General features: G+C 65.0%; 27 protein-coding genes. 12 read left to right on the plus strand and 15 right to left on the minus strand.

Annotated elements, in window-relative coordinates; translation table 11 throughout:
* Positions 1-116 precede the first annotated feature (116 nt).
* The 6 genes from AC0ZJQ_RS09470 to oscA form a co-directional block, all read right to left on the minus strand.
* Positions 117-1112 (minus strand): sulfate/molybdate ABC transporter ATP-binding protein, encoded by a 996-nt coding sequence (locus tag AC0ZJQ_RS09470; RefSeq protein WP_458989715.1) that lies wholly within the window; start codon positions 1110-1112, stop codon positions 117-119.
* Entirely contained in the window at positions 1109-1984 is an 876-nt protein-coding gene (gene cysW, locus AC0ZJQ_RS09475) for a sulfate ABC transporter permease subunit CysW (RefSeq protein WP_167135301.1), read from the minus strand. The genes AC0ZJQ_RS09470 and cysW overlap by 4 nt, the downstream gene beginning before the upstream one ends.
* Positions 1985-1994: 10 nt before the next feature.
* Positions 1995-2813 carry a sulfate ABC transporter permease subunit CysT gene (gene cysT / locus AC0ZJQ_RS09480; protein ID WP_167135303.1) on the minus strand — a complete coding sequence of 273 codons (819 nt, stop codon included), beginning with the start codon at positions 2811-2813 and terminating at the stop codon, positions 1995-1997.
* A gap of 21 nt (positions 2814-2834) precedes the next feature.
* Positions 2835-2963 (minus strand): hypothetical protein, encoded by a 129-nt coding sequence (locus AC0ZJQ_RS09485; RefSeq protein ID WP_256663177.1) that lies wholly within the window; start codon positions 2961-2963, stop codon positions 2835-2837.
* A gap of 19 nt (positions 2964-2982) precedes the next feature.
* Entirely contained in the window at positions 2983-3981 is a 999-nt protein-coding gene (locus AC0ZJQ_RS09490) for a sulfate ABC transporter substrate-binding protein (RefSeq protein ID WP_165594368.1), read from the minus strand.
* A gap of 169 nt (positions 3982-4150) precedes the next feature.
* The gene (gene oscA, locus AC0ZJQ_RS09495; RefSeq protein ID WP_155551945.1) at positions 4151-4330 is read right to left on the minus strand and encodes a sulfur starvation response protein OscA; all 180 of its coding nucleotides are present in this window, start codon (positions 4328-4330) and stop codon (positions 4151-4153) included.
* A 256-nt stretch (positions 4331-4586) separates the two neighbouring features.
* Here oscA and AC0ZJQ_RS09500 point away from each other — a divergent pair, with 256 nt between their 5' ends.
* Both AC0ZJQ_RS09500 and AC0ZJQ_RS09505 read left to right on the plus strand, forming a co-directional pair.
* Positions 4587-5168, plus strand: a complete 582-nt coding sequence (locus AC0ZJQ_RS09500) for an alpha/beta hydrolase (RefSeq protein WP_165594369.1) — start codon at positions 4587-4589, stop codon at positions 5166-5168.
* A 140-nt stretch (positions 5169-5308) separates the two neighbouring features.
* Complete coding sequence (locus tag AC0ZJQ_RS09505; protein WP_165594370.1) at positions 5309-6532, plus strand: MFS transporter; 1224 nt, start codon at positions 5309-5311, stop codon at positions 6530-6532.
* A 17-nt stretch (positions 6533-6549) separates the two neighbouring features.
* On the opposite strand, the gene AC0ZJQ_RS09510 is transcribed toward AC0ZJQ_RS09505, so the two are convergent.
* The 3 genes from AC0ZJQ_RS09510 to AC0ZJQ_RS09520 form a co-directional block, all read right to left on the minus strand.
* A complete protein-coding gene (locus AC0ZJQ_RS09510; RefSeq protein ID WP_165594371.1) occupies positions 6550-6990 on the minus strand; it encodes a carboxymuconolactone decarboxylase family protein in 441 nt (146 codons plus the stop codon).
* 67 nt (positions 6991-7057) lie between these two features.
* Positions 7058-7519: a carboxymuconolactone decarboxylase family protein gene (locus tag AC0ZJQ_RS09515; protein ID WP_476477730.1), complete on the minus strand. Its 462-nt coding sequence runs from the start codon at positions 7517-7519 to the stop codon at positions 7058-7060.
* Entirely contained in the window at positions 7512-7946 is a 435-nt protein-coding gene (locus AC0ZJQ_RS09520) for a cupin domain-containing protein (protein WP_165594373.1), read from the minus strand. Before AC0ZJQ_RS09520 ends, AC0ZJQ_RS09515 begins: the two co-directional genes overlap by 8 nt.
* A gap of 91 nt (positions 7947-8037) precedes the next feature.
* On the opposite strand from AC0ZJQ_RS09520, the gene pdxR reads away from it, so the two are divergent.
* From pdxR to AC0ZJQ_RS09560, 8 genes are all read left to right on the plus strand, one after another.
* Positions 8038-9441: a MocR-like pyridoxine biosynthesis transcription factor PdxR gene (gene pdxR / locus AC0ZJQ_RS09525; protein WP_165594374.1), complete on the plus strand. Its 1404-nt coding sequence runs from the start codon at positions 8038-8040 to the stop codon at positions 9439-9441.
* A gap of 133 nt (positions 9442-9574) precedes the next feature.
* On the plus strand, positions 9575-10213 hold the full coding sequence (locus AC0ZJQ_RS09530) for a peroxiredoxin (protein ID WP_155551933.1): 639 nt from the start codon (positions 9575-9577) through the stop codon (positions 10211-10213).
* Positions 10214-10237: 24 nt separating this feature from the next.
* Complete coding sequence (gene ssuE, locus AC0ZJQ_RS09535; protein WP_314020197.1) at positions 10238-10831, plus strand: NADPH-dependent FMN reductase; 594 nt, start codon at positions 10238-10240, stop codon at positions 10829-10831.
* Between the two features lie 132 nt (positions 10832-10963).
* Complete coding sequence (locus AC0ZJQ_RS09540; RefSeq protein ID WP_314020198.1) at positions 10964-11947, plus strand: sulfonate ABC transporter substrate-binding protein; 984 nt, start codon at positions 10964-10966, stop codon at positions 11945-11947.
* A gap of 66 nt (positions 11948-12013) precedes the next feature.
* Complete coding sequence (gene ssuD / locus AC0ZJQ_RS09545; protein ID WP_155551927.1) at positions 12014-13162, plus strand: FMNH2-dependent alkanesulfonate monooxygenase; 1149 nt, start codon at positions 12014-12016, stop codon at positions 13160-13162.
* Positions 13163-13277: 115 nt separating this feature from the next.
* Positions 13278-14063 (plus strand): aliphatic sulfonate ABC transporter permease SsuC, encoded by a 786-nt coding sequence (gene ssuC / locus AC0ZJQ_RS09550; RefSeq protein WP_370518396.1) that lies wholly within the window; start codon positions 13278-13280, stop codon positions 14061-14063.
* The gene (gene ssuB, locus AC0ZJQ_RS09555) at positions 14060-14875 is read left to right on the plus strand and encodes an aliphatic sulfonates ABC transporter ATP-binding protein (RefSeq protein WP_155551923.1); all 816 of its coding nucleotides are present in this window, start codon (positions 14060-14062) and stop codon (positions 14873-14875) included. The genes ssuC and ssuB overlap by 4 nt, the downstream gene beginning before the upstream one ends.
* A 35-nt stretch (positions 14876-14910) precedes the next feature.
* Positions 14911-15126 (plus strand): TOBE domain-containing protein, encoded by a 216-nt coding sequence (locus AC0ZJQ_RS09560; protein WP_165594381.1) that lies wholly within the window; start codon positions 14911-14913, stop codon positions 15124-15126.
* Between the two features lie 40 nt (positions 15127-15166).
* On the opposite strand, the gene AC0ZJQ_RS09565 is transcribed toward AC0ZJQ_RS09560, so the two are convergent.
* The 5 genes from AC0ZJQ_RS09565 to AC0ZJQ_RS09585 form a co-directional block, all read right to left on the minus strand.
* Complete coding sequence (locus AC0ZJQ_RS09565; protein ID WP_476477731.1) at positions 15167-15412, minus strand: hypothetical protein; 246 nt, start codon at positions 15410-15412, stop codon at positions 15167-15169.
* A gap of 148 nt (positions 15413-15560) precedes the next feature.
* Complete coding sequence (locus AC0ZJQ_RS09570; RefSeq protein WP_476477732.1) at positions 15561-17822, minus strand: helicase C-terminal domain-containing protein; 2262 nt, start codon at positions 17820-17822, stop codon at positions 15561-15563.
* A complete protein-coding gene (locus AC0ZJQ_RS09575; protein ID WP_476477733.1) occupies positions 17819-19462 on the minus strand; it encodes a VRR-NUC domain-containing protein in 1644 nt (547 codons plus the stop codon). The genes AC0ZJQ_RS09570 and AC0ZJQ_RS09575 overlap by 4 nt, the downstream gene beginning before the upstream one ends.
* Positions 19463-19594: 132 nt before the next feature.
* Positions 19595-20983 carry an oxygen-independent coproporphyrinogen III oxidase gene (gene hemN / locus AC0ZJQ_RS09580; RefSeq protein WP_476477734.1) on the minus strand — a complete coding sequence of 463 codons (1389 nt, stop codon included), beginning with the start codon at positions 20981-20983 and terminating at the stop codon, positions 19595-19597.
* A gap of 191 nt (positions 20984-21174) precedes the next feature.
* Positions 21175-22797, minus strand: coding sequence for a methyl-accepting chemotaxis protein (locus AC0ZJQ_RS09585; RefSeq protein WP_476477735.1), 1623 nt, complete (start codon positions 22795-22797; stop codon positions 21175-21177).
* Between the two features lie 558 nt (positions 22798-23355).
* Here AC0ZJQ_RS09585 and galU point away from each other — a divergent pair.
* On the plus strand, positions 23356-24195 hold the full coding sequence (gene galU, locus AC0ZJQ_RS09590) for a UTP--glucose-1-phosphate uridylyltransferase GalU (RefSeq protein WP_476477736.1): 840 nt from the start codon (positions 23356-23358) through the stop codon (positions 24193-24195).
* A gap of 54 nt (positions 24196-24249) precedes the next feature.
* Here galU and AC0ZJQ_RS09595 read toward each other — a convergent pair whose 3' ends face one another.
* Positions 24250-24672, minus strand: coding sequence for a VOC family protein (locus tag AC0ZJQ_RS09595; protein ID WP_165594385.1), 423 nt, complete (start codon positions 24670-24672; stop codon positions 24250-24252).
* Between the two features lie 72 nt (positions 24673-24744).
* Between AC0ZJQ_RS09595 and gorA the strand changes: the two genes are divergently transcribed.
* Positions 24745-26103 (plus strand): glutathione-disulfide reductase, encoded by a 1359-nt coding sequence (gorA, locus tag AC0ZJQ_RS09600; RefSeq protein ID WP_476477737.1) that lies wholly within the window; start codon positions 24745-24747, stop codon positions 26101-26103.
* Position 26104: the final 1 nt, after the last annotated feature.

Genomic DNA, 26104 nt, shown 5'->3' on the forward strand with positions numbered 1-26104 from the left:
TGCGGCGGCGATGAAGCATTCAAGCCCGACACCGCGAGCACTATGACGAGACTCGACGCCAGGTTACCCGATTGCGCAGGAGACCGGCCGCCGCGACGGGCGCCCGGCGTGTTGCATCAGGCGTTCGCGATGCCGTACCGCTGGGCGGCGGGGCAAGGTTGGAAATACAACGTCGCGCCGCGTTGCACGCCGATCAGGCTGGCGTGGTCGTTGCCGACTTCCGCCTCGATTGGCTCATCCTGGCCGTTCACGCGCAGCGTCACGCGGGTGATTGCGCCCAGCGGGCGGATGTCGCGCACCTCGCCGATCTGGTAGTCGGCCACCGCCTCGCGCGACAGCAGCACCTCGTGCGGGCGGAACACCAGCGGCCGGTCGCCCAACTGCAGGCGATTGGCATCGCCGAGAAAGTCGTAGACGAACTCGCTGGCCGGGTTGCGGTAGACCTCTGCCGGGGTGCCGACCTGCTCGATTACGCCCTTATTCATCACCACGATGCGGTCCGCGACTTCCATCGCTTCCTCCTGGTCATGGGTGACGAACACCGAGGTCAGGTGCACGTCCTCGTGCAGCCGTGCCAGCCAACGGCGCAGTTCCTTGCGCACCTTGGCGTCCAGCGCGCCGAACGGCTCATCGAGCAGCAGCACACGCGGCTCGACCGCAAGCGCGCGGGCCAGGGCGATACGTTGGCGCTGGCCGCCGGATAGCTGCTCCGGATAGCGGTCGGCGAGCCAGTCCAGCTGCACCAGGCCGAGCAGTTCGTGGACTTTCTGGGCAATCACGGCCTCGCTCGGTCGCTGCTTCTTCGGCTTCATGCGCAGGCCGAAGGCGACGTTGTCGAATACCGTCATGTGGCGAAACAGCGCGTAGTGCTGGAAGACGAAACCGACGTTGCGGTCGCGCACGTCGTGGCTGGACACGTCCTCGCCGTGGAACACGATGCTGCCGGTGTCCGGCGTCTCCAGCCCGGCGATGATGCGCAGCAGGCTGGTCTTGCCGCAGCCGGAGGGGCCGAGCAGGGCCACCAGCTCGCCGCTGTGGATGTCGAGGTTGATGCTGTTCAGCGCCTGGAACTGGCCGAAGCGCTTGTTGACGTTGCGAACTTCGATACTCATGCATGTGCTCCGGTTTGCAGGCGCGCGAGGCGCGATTCGCTCCACTGCTTGAGCAGCAGGATCAGCAGCGCCAGGGCCAGCAGCAGGCTGGCCACGCTGAACGCGGCGACATGGTTGTACTCGTTGTAGAGAATCTCGACGTGCAGCGGCAGGGTGTTGGTCAGCCCGCGGATATGCCCGGAGACCACCGACACCGCGCCGAACTCGCCCATCGCCCGCGCGGTGCAGAGCACCACGCCATAGATCAGGCCCCATTTGATGTTCGGCAGGGTGATATGCCAGAACATCTGCCAGCCGCTGGCGCCGAGCAGCCGCGCGGCTTCTTCCTCGGTGCTGCCCTGTCCCTGCATCAGCGGGATCAGCTCGCGGGCAACGAAGGGCACGGTGACGAACAACGTGGCCAGCACGATGCCCGGCACGGCGAAGACGATCTGGATATCGCGCTCGCTCAGCCATTCGCCGAAATAGCCCTGGGCACCGAACAGCAGCACGTAGATCAGGCCGGCGATCACCGGCGACACCGAGAACGGCAGGTCGATCAGCGTGACCAGCAGACTCTTGCCGCGAAACTCGTACTTGCTCACGCACCAGGCGGCGGCGACGCCGAATACCAGGTTCAGCGGCACCGAGATGCCCACGGCCAGCAGCGTGAGTTGCAGTGCGGCAATGGCGTCGGGCTCGAAGATCGCCTCGAAGAAGGTGCCGAAACCCTGCTTCAGCGCCTCACTGATGACGATCAGCAACGGCAGCAGCAAAAACAGCGCGAACACCAGCCAGGCGGCGAGGATCAGCACCCGCCGGCCCCAGGCATTGCCGCGCCGCGCGGCGTTGGCGGTGGCGCTGGCGGTCGTGGTTATCGAAACGGAAGACATGCCGGACTCCTCAAGAACGCGCGATGCGGCGCTGCAGCAGGTTGATCGCCAGCAGCAGGATGAAGGCCACCACCAGCATCAGCACCCCGATGGCGGTGGCGCCGGCGTAGTCGTACTGGTCCAGCTTGACCATGATCAGCAGCGGCAGGATCTCGGTCTTCATCGGCATGTTGCCGGCGATAAAGATCACCGAGCCGTACTCGCCGACGCCGCGGGCAAAGGCCAGGGCGAAGCCGGTCAGCCAGGCGGGCAGCAGCGCCGGCAGCAACACATGCCGCGCCACCTGCCAGGGCTTGGCACCGAGACAGGCGGCGGCTTCCTCGACTTCACGCGGAATGTCGGCCAGCACCGGCTGCAGCGTGCGCACCACGAACGGCAGGGTGACGAAGGTCAGCGCCAGGGTGATGCCCAGCGGGCTGTAGGCGATCTTGAAGCCCAGCTGCGTGGCGAACTGGCCGATCGGCCCGTTCGGCGCATACAGCGCGGTCAGCGCGATACCGGCCACGGCGGTCGGCAGGGCGAAGGGCAGGTCGATCATCGCCTCGATGACCTTGCGCCCGGGAAAGCGGTAGCGCACCAGCACCCAGGCCAGCAGCGTACCGATGACGCCGTTGAGCACGGCGGCGGCGAAGGCGGTACCGAAGCTCAGCTTGAGCGCCGCCAGCACGCGCGGCGCGCTGATGATGGTGACGAACTGGTCCCAGCTGAGTTCGGTGGTCTTGAGAAACAGCGCACCCAGGGGAATCAGCACCAACAGGCTGAGGTACACCAGGGTGTAGCCCAGCGTCAGCCCGAAGCCGGGTATGACAGAGGAAGATCGGGTAGACATCGTGTCTGGTCTCGGTCGGTTTCAGAGGTGGAAGCCGAAACGCTGGAAGACCGTAGGGTGGAAGACTCGCAAAGCGATCTTCCACGCGCATCGCGCCTGATCCTGCCGGGTGCAGGCCAGTGCCTCGAGCGCGTGGATGGCTTCGGCCATCCACCCTACGAATTTCCGCTTACTGCGCCTGGTAGATCTGGTCGAAGATCCCGCCATCATTGAAGAACTTCGGTTGCGCGGCCTTCCAGCCGCCGAAGTCATCGTCGATGGTGACCAGCTTCAGCGCCGGGAACTGCGCCTTGAACTCGGCCGCCACGGCCTCGTTACGCGGGCGGTAGAAGTTCTTCGCGGCAATGCGCTGGCCTTCCTCGCTGTACAGGTAGTTCAGGTAGGCCTCGGCTACCGCCCGCGTACCCTTGCGCTCGACGTTCTTGTCCACCACCGCCACCGGTGGCTCGGCGAGGATCGACAGCGAAGGCGCGATGATCTCGAAGTCTTCACCGCCCTGTTCCTTCAAAGCCAGGAAGGCTTCGTTCTCCCAGGCCAGCAGCACGTCGCCGATACCGTTGTTGACGAAGGTGACGGTCGAGCCGCGGGCGCCGGTATCCAGCACCGGCACATTCTTGTAGAGCTTCTCGACGAAGGATTGAGCTTGCGCTTCGTCGCCGAATTTCTGCTGGGCGAAGGCCCAGGCGGCGAGGAAGTTCCAGCGGGCGCCGCCGGAGGTCTTTGGGTTCGGCGTGATCACCTCGACGCCCGGTTTGACCAGGTCATCCCAGTCCTTGATGCCTTTCGGGTTGCCCTTGCGCACCAGGAAGACGATAGTCGAGGTGTAGGGCGTGCTGGCCTGCGGCAGGCGGGACTGCCAGTCCTCGGGGATCAGCTTGCCGATGCGCTGCAGCTCGTCGATGTCGCCGGCCAGCGCCAGGGTCACCACGTCGGCGCGCAGCCCGTCGATCACTGCGCGGGCCTGCTTGCCCGAACCGCCGTGAGACTGCTGAATCTGGATCGGCTCGTGGCCCTGCGCCTGCCAGTGTTTGTTGAAGGCCTGATTGAATTCCACGTACAGCTCACGGGTCGGGTCGTAGGACACGTTGAGCAGAGACTCGGCGGCCACCGCGGGGCCGGCGAGGAGGGCGCTCGCCAGGGCGGCGAGGGCGAAGCGACGAATGGACATGTGCAGCTCCTGAATGAAGAAATCGTTTTTTTGCGTTGGCTTGTGGGTGTTCAGGTTGGTCAGCTCCGCATTCGCGGATGACAGCGGCAGTACCGGTGCGTGGTCATGGTGTCGTTCTCATTTGCACGCCCTCCGGTGGTCCAGTCGGGCTTGGTTCGGTTCTAGCGAATCAGGCGGTCTTGCCAGTCGGTTGCAGGCGGAACTTCTCCTTGCGCTCGATCTGCACGACCTGACCGTTGTGCACGGTGATCTCCACCGAGCCGAACTTCAGGCCGCTCAGGGCGCTGCGGATTTCGCGCAGGATGCTGGCTTCGTCCTGACCTTCCAGATTGCGAAGGGTCGCGCTCATCGGTTGCTCTCCATGAAAAACCTCCATGCGCTTCGGGATGAAACGCAGCCAGGGGAGGTGTGGGGCGGATAATAGGTGTGAGGTTATATGCTTAAAAATATCGTTTAAGAACATTTATATAACCAAATCGAATTACATCATCAGCTTGATGTACATCGATGCTTTCCTGATTAATGGAATAAGCAAATCATTTTTTATTCTTTTTGATCTCGTAAGGCCTGACCTAGACTGCGCCGCATCGACAGGAGGGCAGGTGATGTACAGCGATTCCATCCGTTATCTGATCGTGCCGGGCTGGCAAGGCTCGCCGGACGATCATTGGCAGAGCCACTGGCAGCGCAGCCTGCCGAACAGCGCGCGCGTCGAGCAGCAGGACTGGCTCCAGCCGCGCCGCATTGACTGGGTAGCCGAGCTGCAACGCAGCATCGACGCCAGCGATCAGCCGACCATTCTCATCGCCCACAGCCTGGGCTGCGTGACCGTGGCGCATTGGGCGCAGATGGCCGATCCGGCGTCACTGCAACGTGTACGCGGTGCACTGCTGGTGGCGCCGGCGGATGTCGAGCGCGGCAACTGCCCCGAGGCGCTGCGCGACTTCGCGCCCATCCCGCACCAGGCGCTGCCGTTCGCCAGCCAACTGGTCGGCTCCGACAACGACACCGCCGCCAGCGCCGAGCGCGCCCGTGTTCTGGGAATCGACTGGGGCAGCGAGACGGTGATCCTTCCGGGCGTCGGCCACATCAACGTGCAATCCGGCCATCATCGATGGGAGCAGGGCTTCGGCTACCTGTATCGCCTGCAGAAACGCATCGACCAGAGCCGCCGTCGGGCCGCCTGAGCCGAAGCAGAATCGCCCGACGACTGAGGCGTGGAACGTGGCGGCCCGGTTTGCCTGCGGCCCGTGCGCTCCAGTAGGCTGATCCGCTTTCGCCCGGCCGTTACGGTACGGGCGCTGCAATTGCCGCGCGGATTCCAGCCTTGACCACCTCATCCGTCTACCGTCTTCCCGGTTTCGCCGCCTTTCTCGCCGCTCGTCTGCTGGCGGTGTTCGCCATGCAGATCCAGGCAGTGGTCGTTGCCTGGCAGGTCTACGACATCACCCGCGATCCGCTGTCGCTGGCCTATGTCGGCCTGGCGCAGTTCGTGCCAATGCTGTTCCTGCTGCTGCCGGCGGGTGACCTGATCGACCGCTACGACCGTAAGCTGATCCTGGCGCTGAGCTGGCTGCTCGAAGCCGCCTGCGCCGCGGCGCTGCTCTGGCTGTCGCTGCATGGCGAGGCGGTGAGCTACTACTACGGCGTGTTGGTGTTGTATGGCTGCGCGCGGGCCTTCACCGGACCGGCGTTGTCCAGCCTGCTGCCGCAGATCGTGCCGCGCAAGCGTCTGGCTGCGGCCATCGCCGCCAACAGCATGATCATGCGCGTGGCCACCATCGGCGGCCCGGTGCTGGGCGGCGCGCTCTACGCACTGGGCGGCGGCGCGCTGACCTACGGCACCTGCCTGGTCGGTTTCGTGGTCGGCACGCTGCTGCTGTGGCGCGTACCGGTACGCTTCGCCGAACGCCGCGAGACGCTGACAACCGGTGCCTGGACGCGTTTTACCGCGGGCATCGGCTTCATCCGATCGCGGCCGATCATCCTCGGTACGATCTCCCTGGACCTGTTCGCTGTGCTGCTCGGCGGCGTGGTGGCGCTGCTGCCGATCTACGCGCAGGACGTGCTCAAAGTCGGCCCCACCGGCCTCGGCCTGCTGCGCAGCGCGATGGCGATCGGCGAAGTGGCGGTGGGGTTGTACCTCAGCGTGCGGCCGTTCGACCGGCAGGTCGGGCGGGTGATGTTCATCGCCGTGGCGCTGTTCGGCCTGGCCAACCTGGTGTTCGCGCTGTCCACGCTGTTCTGGCTGTCGTTCGCCGCGCTGGTGGTGGCGGGCGCGGCGGACATGATCAGCGTTTACATCCGCTCCTCGCTGATCCAGTTCTCCACGCCGGATGCCATGCGTGGCCGGGTCAATGCGGTGAACATGCTGTTCATCGGCTCATCCAACGAGCTGGGCGAATTCCGCGCCGGCCTCAGCGCCGCATGGCTCGGCGCGGTGCCGGCGGCGCTGCTGGGTTGCGCCTGCACCCTGGCAGTCACCGGCGGCTGGGCGCTGGGCTTCAAGAGCCTGCGCCAGGTCAATCGCTTCGAGGATGCGGCGCGCTGATCCGGCTGGGATGACGGTTACAACGTCGGTGGGGTGCGCGAAGCGATCATCAGGCGGTTCCAGGTATTGATCTCGCCGATGCACAGCGTGAGTTTGGCGATCTCCTCAGCGCTGAACTCGGCTTTCACCTGTTCATAAACCGCATCCGACACCTCCTGCCCGGCCAGGCTGGTGACCGCATCGGCCCAGGCCAACGCGACCCGCTCGCGAGCGCTGAAAACCGGCGATTCCTTCCAAGTGGCGACCAGATTGATCTGGTGCTCGCTGACGCCGTGCTTGCGCGCCAGCGGGATATGCATGGCGACGCAGAAACCGCAGCCATTGGTCTGCGATACGCGCAGACGCACCAATTCGAGCAGACCAAGATCCAGGCCAGCGCCCTGCACGTAGGTGTGCAAGGCATACATGGCTCGGTAGCCTTCGGGGATAAGTTGGGCGACGTCGAATCGCTGTTCCATGTGTTTCATCCTGTAGTTGCGTGAGGGGTTTTCGGTGGTTCGCAGGCCGTGACGGGCGTTTCGGCATTCAAGTCTTGGCGGTGAGAACCGCTTGTGGCACTCGACGGAAGCTGATGGCGAGGCGGTTGTACGCATTCATCAGGCTGATGGCCACGGTCAGATCGGCCAGTTCCTTTTCATCGAAGATTTGTCGGGCCGCGGCGAACTCGGCATCCGGAACGCCGGTCTGCGCGACGCGGGTTACGCTTTCCGCCCAGGCCAGCGCCGCGCGTTCCCGTTCGCTGAACAGCTCGCCGGCTTCGGGCCAGGTCTGCACCAGCGCCAGTTTCTCGATCCCGACACCCTTCTTGGCGAGGTCGCGGGTGTGCATGTCCAGGCAAAAGGCGCATCCGTTGATCTGGCTGACCCGCAGGTAAACCAGTTCGACCAGCACCTCGTCGAGACCGCACTGGGTGACATAGCCATAGACGCCGCCGAGGGCTTTCACCGCGCCGGGCGAGGCTTTTGCGTAGTCCAGTCGTTCATTCATTTCCGGAGTCCTGCCCGTCAGGGGTGGTGAGGACATCGTCGTCGGAATCGACGACGAACACCGCCAGCAACTTGGCCGGTTCGGAGTCGCTCGCGTTGCGACTGACCACATGATGCGCGCCCGGCATTTCGTACCAGGTTTCTCCCGCCGAGTAGGTGCGCTCCGGCTCCCCGGCCACCTGACTGACGATCCGGCCGGAAACGACATAGGCATAGATGAATGCCGATTGCGCATGACGGTGCGGCATCGATGCGCCTCCCGGTGCGTAGGTCACCTCAACGGCCATCAGCGACTTGCCCGGAATGTTCGGCAAGGCGTGGGAAAAGTTGGGTTTGATCGTATCGCCGGGGGTGTGGGCGCTGGCCACGCCGGCGAAGGTCATTCCGATGGCGGTCAGCAAGGGCAGTAGCAAGCGTGTGGGCTTCATGGGGATCTCCTTTGAGGGCGGCGGCCAGTATGCGACCGCGGAGGTTCACCAAAAAGAACCGAAAACGTTAGTTTCGGATATACCATGCGGCATGAAAATTCTTGACCTGAAGCTGGACCGGACTGCCGAGACCCCGTTGGCCGAGCAGATCCGCATCGGTATCACCGCAGCCATCAACAGCGGCGTGCTCGCGCCTGGCGCCAGGCTGCCGTCATGGCTGGACCTCGCCGCTCAACTGGGCGTCGCCAGAGGTACCGTCAAGACCGCATACGAGCGCTTGGCGGACAAGCAGCTGGTCGTCTCCTGCGGTGCCGGCGGCACCCGGGTGACCGATCATCCCCCGAAGATCGCCTTGTCGGAGCCGTCGGGCGCGGCGGATGCGCTGCCGCCGCTGTACCAGGAATTTCTGAGCGGAGCGGCGGTTTTCCAGAATGGCGTGCCCGCCTCGGATAGTTTTCCGGTGACGCTCTTTGCGCGCCTGCGCGCACATGCCGCCCGCACCGAAGTCCATGCTCAGCTCATCTATCCGGACCCTCGCGGCGAGCAGGTGCTGCGCAACGAGATTGCCGCACACCTGGCCCTGTCACGCGGCATCGAATGTCGTCCATCCCAGGTGTTCATCACCGCTGGGTTCTCCGGCGCGCTCGGCGTCGCGCTCAGAGTACTCAGGGCAGAAGGGCGCTCGGCCTGGGTGGAGAATCCGGGGTTCCCGCCCAGCCGCAAAGCGCTGGAAATCGCACAGGTCACCCCGGTTCCGATTCCGGTGGACGACGATGGCATCGACGTCGCCTACGGCATGCAGCATGCGCCGGATGCCGCCTTGGCCCTGGTGACGCCCGGTCAGCAGGCGCCCACCGGCGTTCCGCTGTCGCTCGCCCGGCGGGTTCAGCTGCTTGACTGGGCGGCGCGCTCCGGCGCGTGGATCATCGAGGATGACTACCTCGGCGAATTGCAGCTGAAGCGGCGCGCGGCACCGGCGTTGGCATCGCTGGACGGCGCCGGCCGCGTCATCCACATCGGCTCGTTCAGCAAGACCATCAGCCCCACGCTGCGGCTCGGCTTCGTCGTCGTCCCGGCAGCACTGGTTCCGCGGTTCGCCGAAGCGGTGATGTGTCTTGCACCGGCTCCCGGCCCCGCCGTGCAAACCGCCACCGCCGAGTTCATGCGCGACGGCCATTACATGCGGCATCTGCGTCGCATGAAGCGTGTCTATGCGAGTCGCAGCGCCGCGCTGCACGCGACGTTGCAGGCGATGGATTATCCGGTGCGTCCGGCGGGGCTCGGCGTACTGCTTTGGCTGCCCGAAGGGGCACGCGATAGCGTTATCGCTCGTGAGGCGCTGGCCTTCGGACTGGCGCCATCGCCGCTGTCGACATGGTTCTCTCCGGCCGACCCACAACGACCGGGGCTGCTTCTCGGTGTCGCGCGCGCAAGTGAGGAGCGCCTTGCTGCCGCTTGCGAGCGCCTCCAGCAGCTGATCCGCCAGTATTCCTAGCGACCGGCAGCCGGAAAGGCATAGCGTCTATCAATAGTTTTGGTTATAGATAAATCATTATTTATTCTTTTTAATTCGCACCGGCAATGCGCATAGTGTGCCCACCTCAACGAACCACTGAAGGAGCAGAACTATGAGCATTCGCCTCGGCGACATCGCCCCCGATTTCGAACAGGACTCCAATGAAGGCCGCATTCGCTTTCACGAATGGCTCGGCGACAGTTGGGGCGTGCTGTTCTCCCATCCCGCCGACTTCACTCCGGTGTGCACCACGGAGCTCGGTTTTACCGCCAAGCTGAAGGACGAATTCGCCAAACGCAACGTCAAGGCCATCGCCTTGTCCGTGGACCCGGTGGATTCGCACATCAAGTGGATCGACGACATCAACGAGACGCAGAACACCCGCGTCAACTTCCCGATCCTCGCGGACGCCGATCGCAAGGTCTCCGAGCTGTACGACCTGATCCATCCGAACGCCAGCGACACCCTGACCGTGCGTTCGCTGTTCGTCATCGATCCGAACAAGAAGGTGCGCCTGACCATCACCTACCCGGCGAGCACCGGGCGCAACTTCCACGAGATCCTGCGGGTGATCGATTCGCTGCAGCTGACCGACAACCACAAGGTCGCCACCCCGGCCAACTGGCAGGACGGCGATGACGTGGTGATCGTGCCCTCGATCAAGGACGAGGAAGAGCTCAAACAGCGCTTTCCCAAGGGCTACCGCGCGGTGAAGCCGTATCTGCGCCTGACCCCGCAGCCCAATCGCTGAGCGAGCACGAGAAGGAATTCCCGCATGTTGGTCGTTTCTCTCGCCGGCAGCCCCAGCCAGCGCTCGCGCTCGGCGGTGCTGCTGGATATAGCCGGCGACTGGTTGCACCAGCGTGGCGTCGAAGTGGTGCGTTATGGCGTGCGCGACTTCGATGCCGCGGATCTGCTGCACGCGCGCTTCGACAGTCCACGGGTACGGCAACTGCTCGAACATGTCGCGCGGGCGGACGGTCTGCTGATCGCCACGCCGGTGTACAAGGCCTCCATCGCCGGTGCGCTGAAAACCCTGTTGGACCTGCTGCCCGAGCGCGCCTTGGCGCACAAGGCGGTGTTGCCGCTGGCGACCGGCGGCAGCGTGGCGCACATGCTGGCGGTCGATTACGCGCTCAAGCCGGTGCTCGCCGCGCTCAAGGCCAAGGAAATGCTGCACGGCGTGTATGCGACCGATGCCCAGATCGCCTATGCCGAGCCGCAGCGCCCGGCCAGCCTGGCGCCGGAACTGCACGAACGGCTGGTCGAATCGCTGCAGCAGCTGTATGCCGCTCTGGCCAGACGCCCGCAACCGCTGAACCCGCAACTGCTGTCTGAGCGCTTGACCAGCGCGCGCTGGAGCATCTAACCCCAACCGTATTCCCGGATTGCCACCGGGTTACCTGCGCAACACCCGCCTGACGGCGGTTCTACAGTCTCACTCGCCCGCCAACGGGCAAGCAGGCCGTAAATCCACATCCAGACTGCAAAGGAGAGTGCCATGCGCACCAATACCTTGCGTTGCGGACTGGTCGCCCTGTTTGCCGCGGCCATTTCCTTCGGCGCCATTTCTCAGGTTCAGGCTGCATCGGAGCAGGGCGACGTCCTGCGTATCGGTTATCAGAAATACGGCACGCTGGTGCTGCTCAAGGCACGCGGCACGCTGGAGAAGCGGCTGGCGGAACAGGGATTCACCGTGCAGTGGACCGAGTTTCCCGGCGGCCCGCAGTTGCTCGAAGGCCTCAACGTCGGCTCGATCGACTTCGGCGTGACCGGCGAAACCCCGCCGGTGTTCGCCCAGGCCGCCGGTGCCGATCTGCTCTACGTCGCGCATGAACCGCCGGCGCCGAGCGGCGAGGCGATCCTGCTGCCCAAGGACTCCCCGATCCGTTCGCTGGCCGAGCTCAAGGGCAAGAAGATCGCGCTGAACAAGGGCTCCAACGTGCACTACCTGCTGGTGCGCGCGCTGCAATCGGCGGGGCTGAGCTACACCGATATCCAGCCGATCTACCTGCCGCCGGCCGACGCCCGCGCCGCCTTCGAGCGCGGCAGCGTGGATGCCTGGGTGATCTGGGATCCGTTCCAGGCTGCCGCGGAACAGCAGTTGCAGGCGCATACGCTGCGTGACGGTCAGGGGCTGGTCAGCAATCACCAGTTCTACCTCGCCGCGCGGCCCTTCGCCGAGCGCAATCCCGCGGTGCTCGGCGTATTGATCGAGGAAATCCGCGATATCGGCGAGTGGGTCGAGGACAACGTTGACGAGGCCACCGCCCAGGTTGCGCCGTTGCTCGGCCTGCCGAGCGAGATCACCCGCAAGGCGGTGATCCGTCAGGGCTATGGCGCGCGGCCGATCACGCCGGAGGTGGTGCGCGCGCAGCAGGCCATCGCCGACACCTTCACCGCGCTCAAGCTGATTCCCAGACCGCTGGTCATCGAGAGCGTCGTCTGGACGCCGCCCAAGCGTATCGCCCAGCACGCCGAATAACGCACCCCGACCGAATTTTCCGCGCGGCGCAGACGTCGCGCACCCCAATGGATATGGAGCATTCCCATGAGTCTTAACATCTTCTGGTTCCTGCCGACCCACGGCGACGGTCACTACCTCGGCACGGCCGAAGGCGCTCGCGCGGTCGACCACGGCTACCTCACGCAGATCGCCCAGGCCGCCGACCGCCTGGGTTTCGGTGGCGTGCTGATTCCCACCGGACGCTCCTGCGAGGATTCCTGGCTGGTCGCCGCCTCGCTGATCCCGGTGACGCAGCGTCTGAAATTCCTCGTCGCCCTGCGTCCGGGAATCATCTCGCCGACCGTCGCGGCGCGGCAGGCGGCGACCCTGGACCGGCTCTCCAACGGCCGTGCGCTGTTCAATCTGGTCACCGGCGGCGACCCGGACGAGCTGGCAGCCGACGGGCTGAATCTGAGCCACGCCGAGCGCTATGAAGCCGCCGTCGAATTTACCCGCATCTGGCGCCGCGCGCTGGAGGGCGAGACCGTCGACCTGGACGGCAAGCATCTTCAGGTCAAGGGCGCCAAGCTGCTCTATCCGCCGATTCAGCAGCCGCGCCCGCCGCTGTACTTCGGCGGCTCGTCCGAGGCCGCGCATGAGTTGGCGGCCGAGCAGGTCGAGCTGTATCTGACCTGGGGCGAGCCGCTGGACGCCGTCGCCGAGAAGATCGCCGATGTGCGCAAACGCGCCGCGCGGCACGGGCGCACCGTGCGGTTCGGCATCCGCCTGCATGTGATCGTGCGCGAAACCAACGACGAGGCCTGGGCCGCCGCCGAGCGGCTGATCAGCCATCTCGACGACGACACCATCGCCAAGGCGCAGGCCTCGCTGGCGCGCTTCGATTCGGTCGGCCAGCAGCGTATGGCCGCGCTGCATGGCGGGCGCAGGGACAGGCTGGTGGTGGCGCCGAATCTCTGGGCTGGGGTCGGTCTGGTGCGCGGCGGTGCCGGCACGGCACTGGTCGGCGACGGCCCCACCGTGGCGGCGCGGGTCCGGGAATACGCCGAGCTGGGCATCGATACGTTCGTCTTCTCCGGCTATCCGCATCTGGAGGAGAGCTACCGCGTCGCCGAGCTGCTGTTCCCGCATCTGGATATCGCCCAGCCGCCGCGGCCGGAAAGCCGCGGCTATGTCAGCCCGTTCGGCGAAATGATCTCCAGCGACATCCTGCCCAAAACCGCTGCGGCCAGTTGAATCGATACGGGCTGCATAGGGTGGGAAACGACCGCAGGTCTTTCCCACCTGGCGCTGGAAAAGCGAATTGCGCGATGTCCCGCCTACGAAGTGCATGAGCAGAACGGAGCAAACTATGACCCTTCATTCTTTCGGCCAGCGTCTGGCCCCATGGCTGCTGCCTTTGGCGTTACTGGCGGCCTGGCAGGGCGCGGTGGCCTTCGGGTTGCTGTCCACGCGCATCCTGCCGGCACCGAGCGCGGTGGTGGCGGCGGGCTGGACGCTGATCGCCAGCGGCGATCTCTGGACTCATCTGGCCATCAGCGGTTGGCGCGCTGGCATCGGCTTCGCCATCGGCGGCGGTATCGGCCTGGCGCTGGGCTTCATCACCGGCCTGTCGAACTGGGGCGAGCGCCTGCTCGACAGCTCGGTACAGATGATCCGCAACGTGCCGCATCTGGCGCTGATTCCGCTGGTGATCCTGTGGTTCGGCATCGACGAGAGCGCAAAGATCTTCCTCGTTGCGCTCGGCACGCTGTTCCCCATCTACCTGAACACCTATCACGGCATTCGCAGCGTCGATGCCGGGCTGGTGGAAATGGCGCGCAGCTATGGGCTGTCCGGCTTCGCGCTGTTCCGCCAGGTGATCCTGCCCGGCGCGCTGCCGTCGATCCTGGTCGGCGTGCGCTTCGCGCTCGGCTTCATGTGGCTGACGCTGATCGTCGCCGAAACCATCTCGGCGAGCGCCGGCATCGGTTATCTGGCGATGAACGGCCGCGAGTTCCTGCAGACCGACGTGGTGGTGCTGGCGATCCTGCTCTATGCCGTGCTCGGCAAGCTGGCCGACCTTGCGGCGCGCGCGCTGGAACGCTCGTGGCTGCGCTGGCACCCGGCCTATCAGGCCAAGGCAGGTGCGCAATGACCGCATTGCATCGTATCCACCAGAGCGCTGCGCCCGGCGGCATCCCGTTGACCATCGAGGGCGTCGGCAAGGCCTTCGGCCAGCGCGAGGTGCTCAGGGACATCGATCTGCAGATTCCGGCCGGGCAGTTCGTCGCCGTGGTCGGGCGCAGCGGTTGCGGCAAGAGCACGCTGCTGCGCCTGCTGGCCGGGCTCGAACAACCTAGCCGTGGTTCGCTCGGCGCCGACACTGGCTCGCTTGGCACCGCGCGCGACGCCACTCGGTTGATGTTCCAGGACGCCCGTCTGTTGCCGTGGAAGCGGGTGATCGACAACGTCGGCCTCGGTCTGAGCGGCGACTGGCGGCCGCAAGCGGCCGATGCGCTGGCGGCGGTAGGACTCGCCGAGCGCGCCAACGACTGGCCCGCGGCACTGTCCGGCGGGCAGAAGCAGCGTGTGGCGCTGGCCCGCGCGTTGATCCATCAGCCGCGCCTGCTGCTGCTCGACGAGCCGCTCGGCGCGCTGGACGCACTGACGCGTATCGAGATGCAGCAACTGATCGAGCGGTTGTGGCAGCGGCACGGCTTCACCGTGTTGCTGGTTACCCACGATGTCAGCGAGGCGGTGGCGGTCGCGGATCGGGTGATTCTCATCGAGGACGGCCAGATCGGCCTGGATCTCGCCGTGAATATGCCGCGCCCGCGCAATCGCGGCTCGGCCAGCCTCGCCGCGCTGGAAGAACAGGTGCTCAACCGCGTACTCGCGCTGCCGGAACTGCCGCCACGGGCCGAACCCGTTTCACCCTTGCCCACGCAACTGCGCTGGGCGCTTTGACCATTCAAAACCAACCACTCAGACGGAGCAACACCATGACCATCAAGGCCATCAACGTACGCAATCAGTTCAGGGGCACCATTCGCGAGATCGTCCAGGGCGATGTGCTGTCGGAGATCGACGTGCAGACCGCCGCCGGCATCGTCACCTCGGTGATCACCACCCGCTCGGTGCGCGAGCTGGAGCTGGCGGTCGGCAGCGAGGTGATCGCGTTCGTCAAATCCACCGAAGTGTCGATCGCCAAGCTGTGAGAAGCGCGCCCTGGCAAGCAATTGCCAGGGCGCTTACGGCTCAGGATTTGATGCCGAGCAGGTCGAGCGCTTCGCCCAGCACCTTGACCGATTGGGCGTGGTCGCCGGCGTTGTGCAGCTGTTCGCCCTCGGCGCGCAGCTGCTTGACGCGTTCAAGGGTGGCGGCGTCGCTGGGCGGATTGGCGGTGAGCTGTTCGTCGATCTTGGCCATGTCCATCGGACAATGCATGGCCCAGAGCGGAGCACTGAAGAGAGCGACAACGGCGAAACTGAGAAGGCGACGCATGGCGGGATCCTCCGGTGGGTTCGATTCGAGTATAGAAGCGATCCCAGGCCGGCCTATGCGTTTGCGATCCGCGTGAATCGCTGAAATTTATTAGCTGTAAATTCAGTGTGTTATGTCGCTGTCTTGGCATACGGCTTCAAGTTGCAGCTTAACTGCGGACTTCCCACCACGACGGCAACAGGCGGCGTACCTGTGTGCGGGCAAAACGATCGTCGATCAGGTGGATGACGCCTTCGTCCTGGGTGGTGCGGATCACCCGACCGGCCGCCTGCACCACCTTCTGCAGGCCAGGGTAGAGATAGGTGTAGTCGTAGCCGCTGCCGAACACCGCCTCCATTCGCGCCCTCAGCTGTTCGTTGACCGGGTTGACCTGCGGCAGGCCAAGGGTGGCGACGAACGCGCCGATCAGCCGGTTGCCCGGCAGATCGATGCCCTCGGCAAATGCGCCGCCGAGCACGGCGAAGCCGATACCACGTCCATTCGCCTCGAAGCGGGCGAGAAACGCCTCGCGGGCGCTCTCCTGCATGCCGCGGGTCTGTTGCCAGAACGGCACGTCGGGATGGCATTCGGCGAACAGCGCAGCGACCTGTTGCAGGTAGTCGAAGCTGCTGAAGAACGCCAGGTAATTGCCCGGCCGCCGACGATACTGATCGGCCAGCAGCGCAACGATCGGCGCCAGGGAACGCTCGCGGTCCTGGTAACGGGTGGAGATATGCCGCGCCAGCTGGACCTGCAGCTGCTCGCCGCGAAAGGGCGAATCCACGTCAATCCAGACACTGGTGGCCGGCACGCCCAGGGTGTCGGCGTAGAACCGGTGCGGGCTGAGCGTGGCGGAAAACAGCACGCACGAGCGCGCCTGCGCCAGCCGTGGCGCGAGGAACGGCGCCGGGATCACGTTGCGCAGGCACAACCGCGAAACCTTGCCGCGAGCCGAACCGCCAGCGGGCAGCAAGGTGCAATCGACCAGCGAATGCTCGCCGAACAGTTCAGCCATGCGGCACAGGTGCATCGCCTGGAAGTAGGCGTTGAGCACGGCGGCGTCCACGCCGGTGGGGTTCTCGCCCAGGTAATCGGTAACGGCGCTGACCAGCTGTTGCAGCGCGCCGATCAGCGTCTGCGGCAGTTCCGCCAGCACGCGGTACTCGCTGGGCTGGTCGCGGTGCAGCTCGTTCCAGCAGCGCTGGATGCGGCTGAGCGACTTGTGCAGTTGTGCGGGAGCTTTGGCGCGCAAGCCTTTGAAATCTCGCTGATCCAGCTCGGCGCTGTACATGCTCCGAGCGCGCTCGAGGAGGTTGTGTGCTTCGTCCACCAGCACACAGACGCGCCACTGATTGGTCAGCGTCAGCCCGTGGAGCAGGGCGCTGACGTCGAAGTAGTAGTTGTAATCGCCGATCACCACATCGGCCCAGCGCGCCATTTCCTGACTGAGGTAGTAAGGGCAGATATCGTGGGACAGGGCCACCTCGCGCAGCGTCGCCTGATCCAGTTGCGGGTGCGCCAGCGCGGCCTGGCGCGCCGCTGGCAGCCGGTCATAGAAACCGCGTGCCAGCGGACAGGACTCGCCGTGGCAGGCCTTGTCCGGGTGCTCGCAGGCCTTGTCACGGGCGATCAGTTCCAGCACGCGCACCTGGTTCGCGCCAGTGCGCTGCAACGTCTGCAGTGCGTCCAGCGCCAGGCGTCGCCCCGAGGTCTTGGCGGCGAGGAAGAACAGTTTGTCCAGCTGCTGACCCGGCATCGCCTTGAGCAGCGGGAACAGCGTGCCCAGCGTCTTGCCGATACCGGTCGGGGCCTGCGCCATCAACACGGTGCCGGTGCAGGCGGCCTTGTATGTCGCTTCGGCTAGCTGACGCTGGCCGTGGCGGAATTCGCCATAGGGAAATTTCAGCGCGTGCAGCGCCAGATCACGCTGCACGCGATGGGCCAGCTCCTGCTCGGCCCAGGCGAGGAAGCGCGTGCACTGCGCCTCGAAGAACTGGCGCAGCTCGTCGGCGCTGTGGCGTTCGAGCAGCAGCGTTTCGTTCTGGCTGAGCACGTCGAAATACACCAGCGCCAGCTCGATTTCCGTCAGTCCTCGCGTCTGGCAGAGCAGCCAGCCGTAGACCTTGGCTTGCGCCCAATGCAGCAGGCGATGGTTGGCCGGCTGGCGGGAGAGGTCGCCGCGGAAGGTCTTGATCTCCTCCAGGCGGTTGCGCTGCGGATCGTAGCCATCGGCCCGACCGCGCACGGTGAGTGCACCGAACGTCCCTTCCAGGGCAACTTCGCGCTCGTAGCCCGCGCCCCGGCGCGCGGTGACCTGAGCGTGGCCGGCAATGCCCTCCAGCGCGGTGGGCGAGGGCGTGAAGCGCAGGTCCAGATCGCCCTGCTTGGCGGTGAACTCGCAGAGCGCCCGCACGGCAATCCGATAGCTCACGCTGCGCTTTCCGCCCACTGCACGTAGCACACGCTGACCGGCAGACCGTGCTCATCGGCGAAGGCCAGCCAGCGCAGCTGGTTGTCCTGCAGGCGGTCGCCGGGGCCTTTCACCTCGATCATCCGGTAGCGACGTTCCACCGGCCAGAACTGGATCAGGTCCGGCAGGCCGCTGCGATTGCTGCCGATGTCGGCGAGCATGCGCTGGAAGATCAGCTTGAGGTGCACTGCCGGCAGGCAGTCCAGCGCCTGCTGCAGCAGCGCCTCGTCGAGCATGCCCCAGCTGACGAAGGCGTTGTGGATGCCGTATTTCGCATTGAAGGTGCGTCGGATGCACTCGCGATAGTCGTCGCCATCCAGGAGAGCGAGGCAGCCGGCGAACAGCTCGACGCGACGCTGATGGAAATCAGGCCGGTTGAGGTCCGCCGGTGCCCAGTGGAATGGATGGAAGAACGCGCCCGGTAGCGGTGCGAACAGCGCGTCCCAGCACAGCAGGCCGAACAGCGAACCGAGCAGGGTGTTTTCCACGTAGTGCACGGGCGCGTCGGTCGTGCTCAGGTGGGCACGCACGACCTCTTCCACGCGGACGGCACTCGTCGGGGGCGGCAGCAGCAAGTCGATGCGCCCCGCCGTCGCCGAATGCCGGCGCGCTGCCGGCTGCAAACCGAGACTGCGCTGCAGGCGCGGCAGGATTCGCGTCAGTTGCTGGCCTTCGTGCTCGGATTCCGGTGCGGCGGCGGCTTGCAATGCCAGCGTCAGCGCGGCCTCCGGCTGCCCGCAGCGTTCGAGCACGCGAATGGCCCGCTCGCGCGCCCCGGGATAGCTATTGCCAGCATGCACGCGCAGCGCGTGCCCGAACTCGCCCTGGCGTTCGAGCTGCTGACCGATGCGCAGCAATAACTTGCCACGCCGACTTTCCAGCCAGGGGTTGGCGAAGGCCTGCCCGGGAACATCGGCGAGCAGCTCCGGAAGCGGCTCGCCGGCATCGAAGCGTTCGCGGCAGTGCTGCAAGTGCAGGTAGGCATCCACCTCCGCGCGACTGGCGAAGGCCCGTGAGGCGGGAGAGAAGGGCACCTGTTCGTAGCGATGGATGCCGAGATCGGCCAGGACGAATTCCGACCAGTCCTGATGGGCGTTGCCGAAGAACATCAACCGCAGGCGTTCGCTGAATGCGCTGATGCGCAAGGCAAATATCCGGTCATCCAGCGCTGGGTGCCATTGGTGCAGCGTCTGCGCGCTGGCGTGGCTGGCGCGCAGACAGTCCAGCAGCTCGGTTTTGCGCAGCCCGGCGGCGGCCGAATCGAAGGCCTGCAACAGTTCATCCTTCTTCAGCAATGCAAACAGCTGCTCCAGAGCCAGCACCGGCGCCGGGTCGATCCAGCCGCGCGCAACCAGCGGCTCGCTCGCCTGCAACGCGCAGCCGATCTCGGCGTAGCGCAGCTTGCTCGCGCGAAACAGCTCGCCCTTGCGCATCACCATGCGCACCAGCAGTGCACGCGAAGGCCGGGGCAATTGAGGGAAAGCGTCGAGAAAGGCGCGTTCGTCCTCGTCCAGCAGGTCGCCATGGTGCTGACCGACCCAGGCAAGCACGCGCTCGAAGTTATCGAGGTAGTAGAAGGGATTTTCCAGAGGCTGGCGCATCGCACGTCTGCTCACACAGGGCGGAGGCGCCCGGCTTAAGACTGGCTATTTATCCAGTTATGACGTGTTTTGGCAACGCCGGGACGATCGGCGGAAAGACGAAGCGGGCAAGCGCCCGCTTCGTGGAGGGGCTCAGACGGTGCGGGAGAAGCGCCCGCGCTGCTCGCCGCCGAGGTAGGCGTCGAAGGCCATGGCAACGTTGCGCATCATCAGCTGCCCTTGCGGCAGCAGGATCAGCGCGTCGTCACGCAGCTCCACCAGCCCATCGGCAACATGCTCGGCCAGCTGTGCCAGCGAATCGGCGAAGTACTCGCGGAAGTTGATGCCGTGCTTGCGCTCGATCGCCGCGTAATCGATGCGACCGTGACACATCAGCGAGATGATCACGTCGCGACGCAGGCGGTCGTCGGCACTGAGCTGGTAGCCGCGCTGCACCGGCAGGATGCCCTCGTTCAGGCGCGCGTAGTACTGAGACAGCTCCTTGACGTTCTGGCTGTAGCTGTCGCCGACCTTGCCGATCGAGGAGATGCCGAGACCAATCAGGTCGCAATCGGCATGGGTCGAGTAGCCCTGAAAGTTGCGCTGCAGCGTGCCGTTGGCGCGGGCGAGGGTCAGCTCGTCATCCGGCAGCGAGAAGTGGTCCATGCCGATGTAGACGTAGCCGGCAGCGGTGAGGCGCTGGATGGTCAGCTCCAGCAGCTCCAGCTTGCGCTCGGGCGGCGGCATGTCTTCCGGGCGGATCAGCTTCTGCGCGCGTACCAGATCCGGCAGGTGCGCGTAGCTGTAGGCAGCGATGCGGTCCGGGCGGATGTCGATGATCTTGTTCAGCGTGGTGTTGAAACTCTCCACGGTCTGCAGCGGCAGGCCGTAGATCAGATCGACGCTGACCGACTTGAACTGTGCGTCGCGTGCGGCTTGCACCAGCTCGCGGGTCTGCTCCTCGGTCTGGATGCGGTTGACCGCGGCCTGCACGTTGGCATCGAAGTCCTGCACACCGAAGCTCAGGCGGTTGAAGCCCAGTTTGCGCAGCGTGTGGATCTGCTCCGGGGTGACGGTGCGCGGGTCGACTTCCAACGAAAACTCGTGATCGTCGCTATCGTCCATGTTGAACGCCTGGTGCAGCGTCGCCATCAGATCGGCCAGTTGCTCGCTGGTGAAATAGGTCGGCGTGCCGCCACCCAGGTGCAGCTGGGTCAGCTTGCGCGAGCGGTCGAACAGCGCGGCCTGCATGGCGATCTCGCGCTTGAGGTATTCGAGGTACTCGACGGCGCGCTCGGTCTTGTGGGTGATGATCTTGTTGCAGGCGCAGTAGTAGCAGAGGCTTTTACAGAACGGGATGTGGATGTACACCGACAGCGACTTGGGCGTCGGCGCCTCGTTGCTGGCGCGCGCGGCGTTGCGGTAGTCGTCGGCGGCGAAGGCTTGGTGGAACTGCGGCGCGGTGGGATACGAGGTGTAGCGCGGACCCGGGCGGTCATATTTCTCGACCAGGGCGCGGTTGAAGCTCGGCGTTTGGTCCATGTTCGGTTTCACCTTGCGGGTTGAAAGAGGGGAAGGCCGCGGCATACGCCGGTCCGGCCGAGAGGCTGGCGCGGATTATCGCCGATTCGCGCACGCGAGCCGACTGTTTCCGATCAAGAAGTACGGCGGCGAACGCCGGGTGGGCTCCCGCTGCAGTAACGGCGCGGGGCAGGGCGCCCCGCGCTCGGCGTTCAGAGCTTGAACTGGCCGACCAGACGGTTCAGCTCGGCGGCCAGACGCACCAGTTCCTCGCTGATCTGCGAGGTCTGGGTGGCATCAGCCGAAGTGGTGTCGGCGATCCGGCTGATGTTGGTGATGTTGCGGTTGATTTCCTCGGCGACGGCGCTCTGCTGCTCGGCGGCGGTGGCGATCTGGGTATTCATCTCGTTGATCGTGCCGACTTCGTCGGCGATGGCACCGAGGCTCTGCGCCGCGCGGGCCACGCAATCGGAACCCGAGCGGGCGCGCGACTGGGCGGCGATCATCGCCTGCACGGCATTGCCCACGCCCTGTTGCAGCTGCTCGATCATGCTCTGGATTTCTTCGGTGGACTTCTGCGTGCGCGAGGCGAGGGTGCGCACTTCGTCGGCGACCACGGCGAAGCCGCGGCCCTGCTCGCCGGCCCGCGCAGCCTCGATGGCCGCGTTCAGGGCCAGCAGGTTGGTCTGCTCGGCGATGCCGTTGATGACCCCTACCACCGTGTCGATGCTGGCGCTGTCCGCTTCCAGCTGGCGGACGACGACGGCCGCTTTTTCGATGTCCTGGATGAGGCTGTCGATGCCGTCCAGCGCTTCACCGGCCACATGCACGCCGGACTTGGACTCGCGGTCGGCGTCGTTGGAGGCGGTGGCGGTCTGGTTGGCGTTGCGCGCGACTTCCTGCACGGTGGCGCTCATTTCATTCATCGCCGAGGCGACCATGTCGGTCTCGCTGCGCTGCTCCATGACCGCGCCGAGAGTTTTCTCCGCGACATGGGATACCCGGTCGGAGACGTCGCCCAGCTGGCGCGTCACGCCGGCCACGGCTTCGAGGCTGTGGCGGAATTTCTCGATCATGCGGTTGAACGCATTGCCCATGGCGCCGATCTCGTCCTGCGCGCCGATCGACACGCTGCGGCTCAGGTCTTCGTCGCGGGTCATCGCTTCCATCGTGTGGCGCATGGCATGGATGCGGCTGATGATCACGCGGCGCACGGTGTAGATCATCACGCCGACGCCGGCGAGCAGCAGGAGCAGCTGGATGCCGCCGAGCAGCCAGATGTTGCGCTCGACCTCGGCATCCAGCGCCTTGAGGTCATAACTGATGCGCACGGCGCCCATCACGGTGTTCTCGGCCACCTGGTGACAGGTCAGGCAGTTGGTGCCGCGATAATCGGCATGCGCCAGGATCGGGTTGATCACGGTCAGCACCCGGCGACCGTCCTGCTTGGTGACCTCCATGATCGCCTTGCCGGCCAGGGCACTGCGGTCCAGCGCATCGGCCGGCGCCTGATGGTCGAAACCGGCGCCGAAGGTCTTGATGACCGCATCGCCCCGCACGATGCGCGCGTCGATCACGCCGGGGCGGGCGAGGATTTTCTGCCGCAGCACATCGCGCTGGGCCATCGTCCCAGTCAGCATCATGGTGTTGATGCTGTCGAAATAGGAGTCGGCGGCATCCTTGGTCTGCTGTTCGACCACGTGCAGGACCAGGTTCTTCTCGGCGCTGGCCGCGATGTAGAGCGAGGCGGACATGATCAGCAGCAGCACCAGCAGCAGCGCCAGGTTGATCTTGGTCTGTACGGACAGTTGTCGAGGAGCGGGGGAGTTGGTCATGTTCGTCCTTAGATCTACTGCTGCGCGCACATGCCGGGCAGCGGCAAGGCGGGCGCCAAATGACTGCAGACTCGCTATCGGCCTAATAGCCGCGTTCTTTAAAGGGAAAAGGCAGGCTGCACGCCGGGCAATAACGATAGTGGCAATATGATATTTGCGATACGTACAGTTGGCGTCATCCAAACGGCAAACTTCAGTGAAATCATCGCGTTCGCTGATCTGGATCAGCTAAGTGCCGATTCCGCAGCGGGCCGCTTGCGACGCGGCCTGAGGGCACCGTTCGAGGCAGGATTTTTTGTTTCACGAGACCGCTGTAGAGCATTTACAGACGGGCCAATAGCCATTAGCGTGGCGCCCGCTGAACGGGACTGTTTGTTGGCTTGCTCGTAGTCCCGGCGGTTGCAAGGTCGGCGCACTCCCGGATTTGCCGCAGGCCGGCGAACCCCCTGTGATTTGCATGGTCGTAGCCTCTGCGTCGGGCTTCCGGCGAACCCCGCGAGGGCAGCTGCTATCTATCAAGGCAGTGCATCAACTGGAACCTTTATTTCAAGGACTCACATGATCAAGAAATGCCTTTTTCCCGCTGCCGGCTATGGCACGCGTTTTCTACCTGCAACCAAAGCCATGCCCAAGGAAATGCTGCCGGTGGTGAACAAGCCCCTGATCCAATACGGGGTCGAAGAGGCACTGGCCGCGGGCCTGACCGAAATCGCGATGGTGACCGGACGCGGCAAGCGCTCGCTGGAAGACCACTTCGATATCAGCTATGAGCTCGAGCACCAGATTCGCAACACCGACAAGGAGAAGTATCTGGTCGGTATCCGCCGCCTGATCGACGAGTGCACGTTCTCCTATACCCGCCAGATCGAAATGAAAGGCCTCGGCCACGCCATCCTCAGCGGCCGCCCGCTGATCGGTGACGAGCCGTTCGCCGTGGTGCTGGCAGACGACCTGTGCATCAACCTCGGCGGCGATCCGGTCCTGGCGCAGATGGTCAAGCTGTACAACCAGTTCCGTTGCTCGATCGTGGCGATCCAGGAAGTGCCGCCGGAAGAAACCAGCAAGTACGGTGTGATCGCCGGCGAAATGATCCGCGACGACATCTTCCGCGTCAGCCACATGGTCGAGAAGCCCAAGCCCGAAGATGCGCCATCCAACTTGGCGATCATCGGCCGCTACATCCTGACACCGGACATCTTCGAGCTGATCGAGCAGACCGAGCCGGGCAAGGGCGGCGAGATCCAGATCACCGACGCGCTGATGAAGCAGGCGCAGGACGGCTGCGTGCTGGCCTACAAGTTCAAGGGCCAGCGTTTCGACTGCGGTAGCGCCGAGGGTTATATCGCGGCGACCAACTTCTGCTACGAACACTTCTACCTGACCGGCAAGGCGTACTGATCACAGAACGCAGTGCTGGATGAAATGGGCCACCCTCGGGTGGCCCATTTCGTTTCAGGGGGCCGGCAGTTCCTGCGCGCCGGGGCCGAGCGGCTGGCCGTAGCTGAATTCCACATAGTTGCCCGCAGGATCGCGCAGGCCGCAGTAATAGCCGACCGGATAGGGTTCGTCGCGCGGCTCCCAGATCAGACAACCGGCCGCACGCGCCTCGTCGGCAATCGCATCGACTGCGGCGCGGCTGTCCAGGGCAAAGCCGAAATGGCTGTAGTCGTCGCTGGCCAATACGCGGTCGTGCCCACCCGGCATGATCACGAAGATGAACTCGCGTTCCTTTCCGGGCTCGGCCATCCAGACGATGCGCGAGCCCTTGCCCGCGCGTTGGTGGAATACCTGCATGCCACAGAAGCGTGAGTAGAAATCGATGCAGGCATCCAGATCCGGCACATGCAGGGCGATGTGGGTAAGGGTAGGGGGCATGCGTCACTCCTCCGCTGATGGGTGCGCGATGGCTGGGGTATGCTGTCCCGCTCTAGAAGGAGACAACATCTCATGGCTTACGACTTCGATCTATTCGTCATCGGCGCCGGTTCCGGCGGCGTGCGCGCAGCGCGCTTCGCGGCGGGCTTCGGCGCACGGGTTGCCGTGGCCGAGAGCCGCTATCTGGGGGGCACCTGCGTCAACGTCGGCTGCGTGCCGAAGAAACTGCTGGTCTACGGTGCGCACTACTCCGAAGACATCGCCCAGGCACAGGGCTACGGCTGGACCGTCGAGGGCGCGAGCTTCGACTGGACATCGCTGATCGCCAACAAGAACCGCGAGATTCAGCGCCTCAACGGCATCTATCGCAACCTGCTGGTCGACAGCGGCGTGACCCTGCTGCAGGCGCATGCGCGCCTGGTCGACGCGCACACCGTCGAGGTGGACGGCAAACACTACAGTGCCGAACACATCCTGATCGCCACCGGCGGCTGGCCGCAGGTGCCGGACATTCCCGGACGCGAACACGCCATCACCTCTAACGAGGCGTTCTATCTGGAGGCGCTGCCGCGGCGCGTGCTGGTCGTCGGTGGCGGCTACATCGCAGTGGAGTTCGCCTCGATTTTCCACGGCTGTGGCGCGCAAACCTCGCTGCTGTATCGCGGCGAACTGTTCCTGCGCGGCTTCGACGGCTCGCTGCGCGATCATCTGAAGGACGAACTGATCAAGAAGGGCGTCGATCTGCAGTTCAATGCGGATATCGCCCGCATCGACCGGCAAACGGATGGCAGCCTGCTGGCGACGCTCAAGGACGGTCGGACGCTGGAAGCGGACTGCATCTTCTACGCGACCGGCCGCCGGCCGATGCTCGACGGACTGGGGCTCGACACGCTCGAGGTGGCGCTGGACGCGCGTGGCTTCATCGCCGTCGACGACGAGTTCCGCACTTCGATTCCATCGATTCTTGCCATCGGCGACGTCATTGGCCGCGTGCAGCTGACGCCGGTCGCTCTCGCCGAAGGCATGGCGGTGGCGCGTCGCTTGTTCAAACCGGAAGATTATCGTCCGGTGGACTACAACTGCATTCCGACAGCGGTGTTCAGCCTGCCGAACATGGCAACCGTCGGCCTGACCGAAGAAGAGGCGCGCAAGCAGGGCCGCAAGGTCACCGTCTTCGAGAGCCGCTTCCGCCCGATGAAACTGACCATGACCGACAGCCTGGAACGCAGCCTGATGAAGCTGGTGGTCGATACGGAAACCGATCGCGTGCTGGGTTGCCACATGGCCGGACCCGATGCCGGCGAAATCATGCAGGGGCTGGCCGTTGCCCTGAAGGCCGGTGCGACGAAGCGGGTATTCGACGAAACCGTGGGCATTCATCCCACGGCGGCGGAAGAGTTCGTCACCATGCGCACGCCTGCGTCGATCTGAG

This window comes from Stutzerimonas sp. 21-1, from assembly GCF_056336065.1.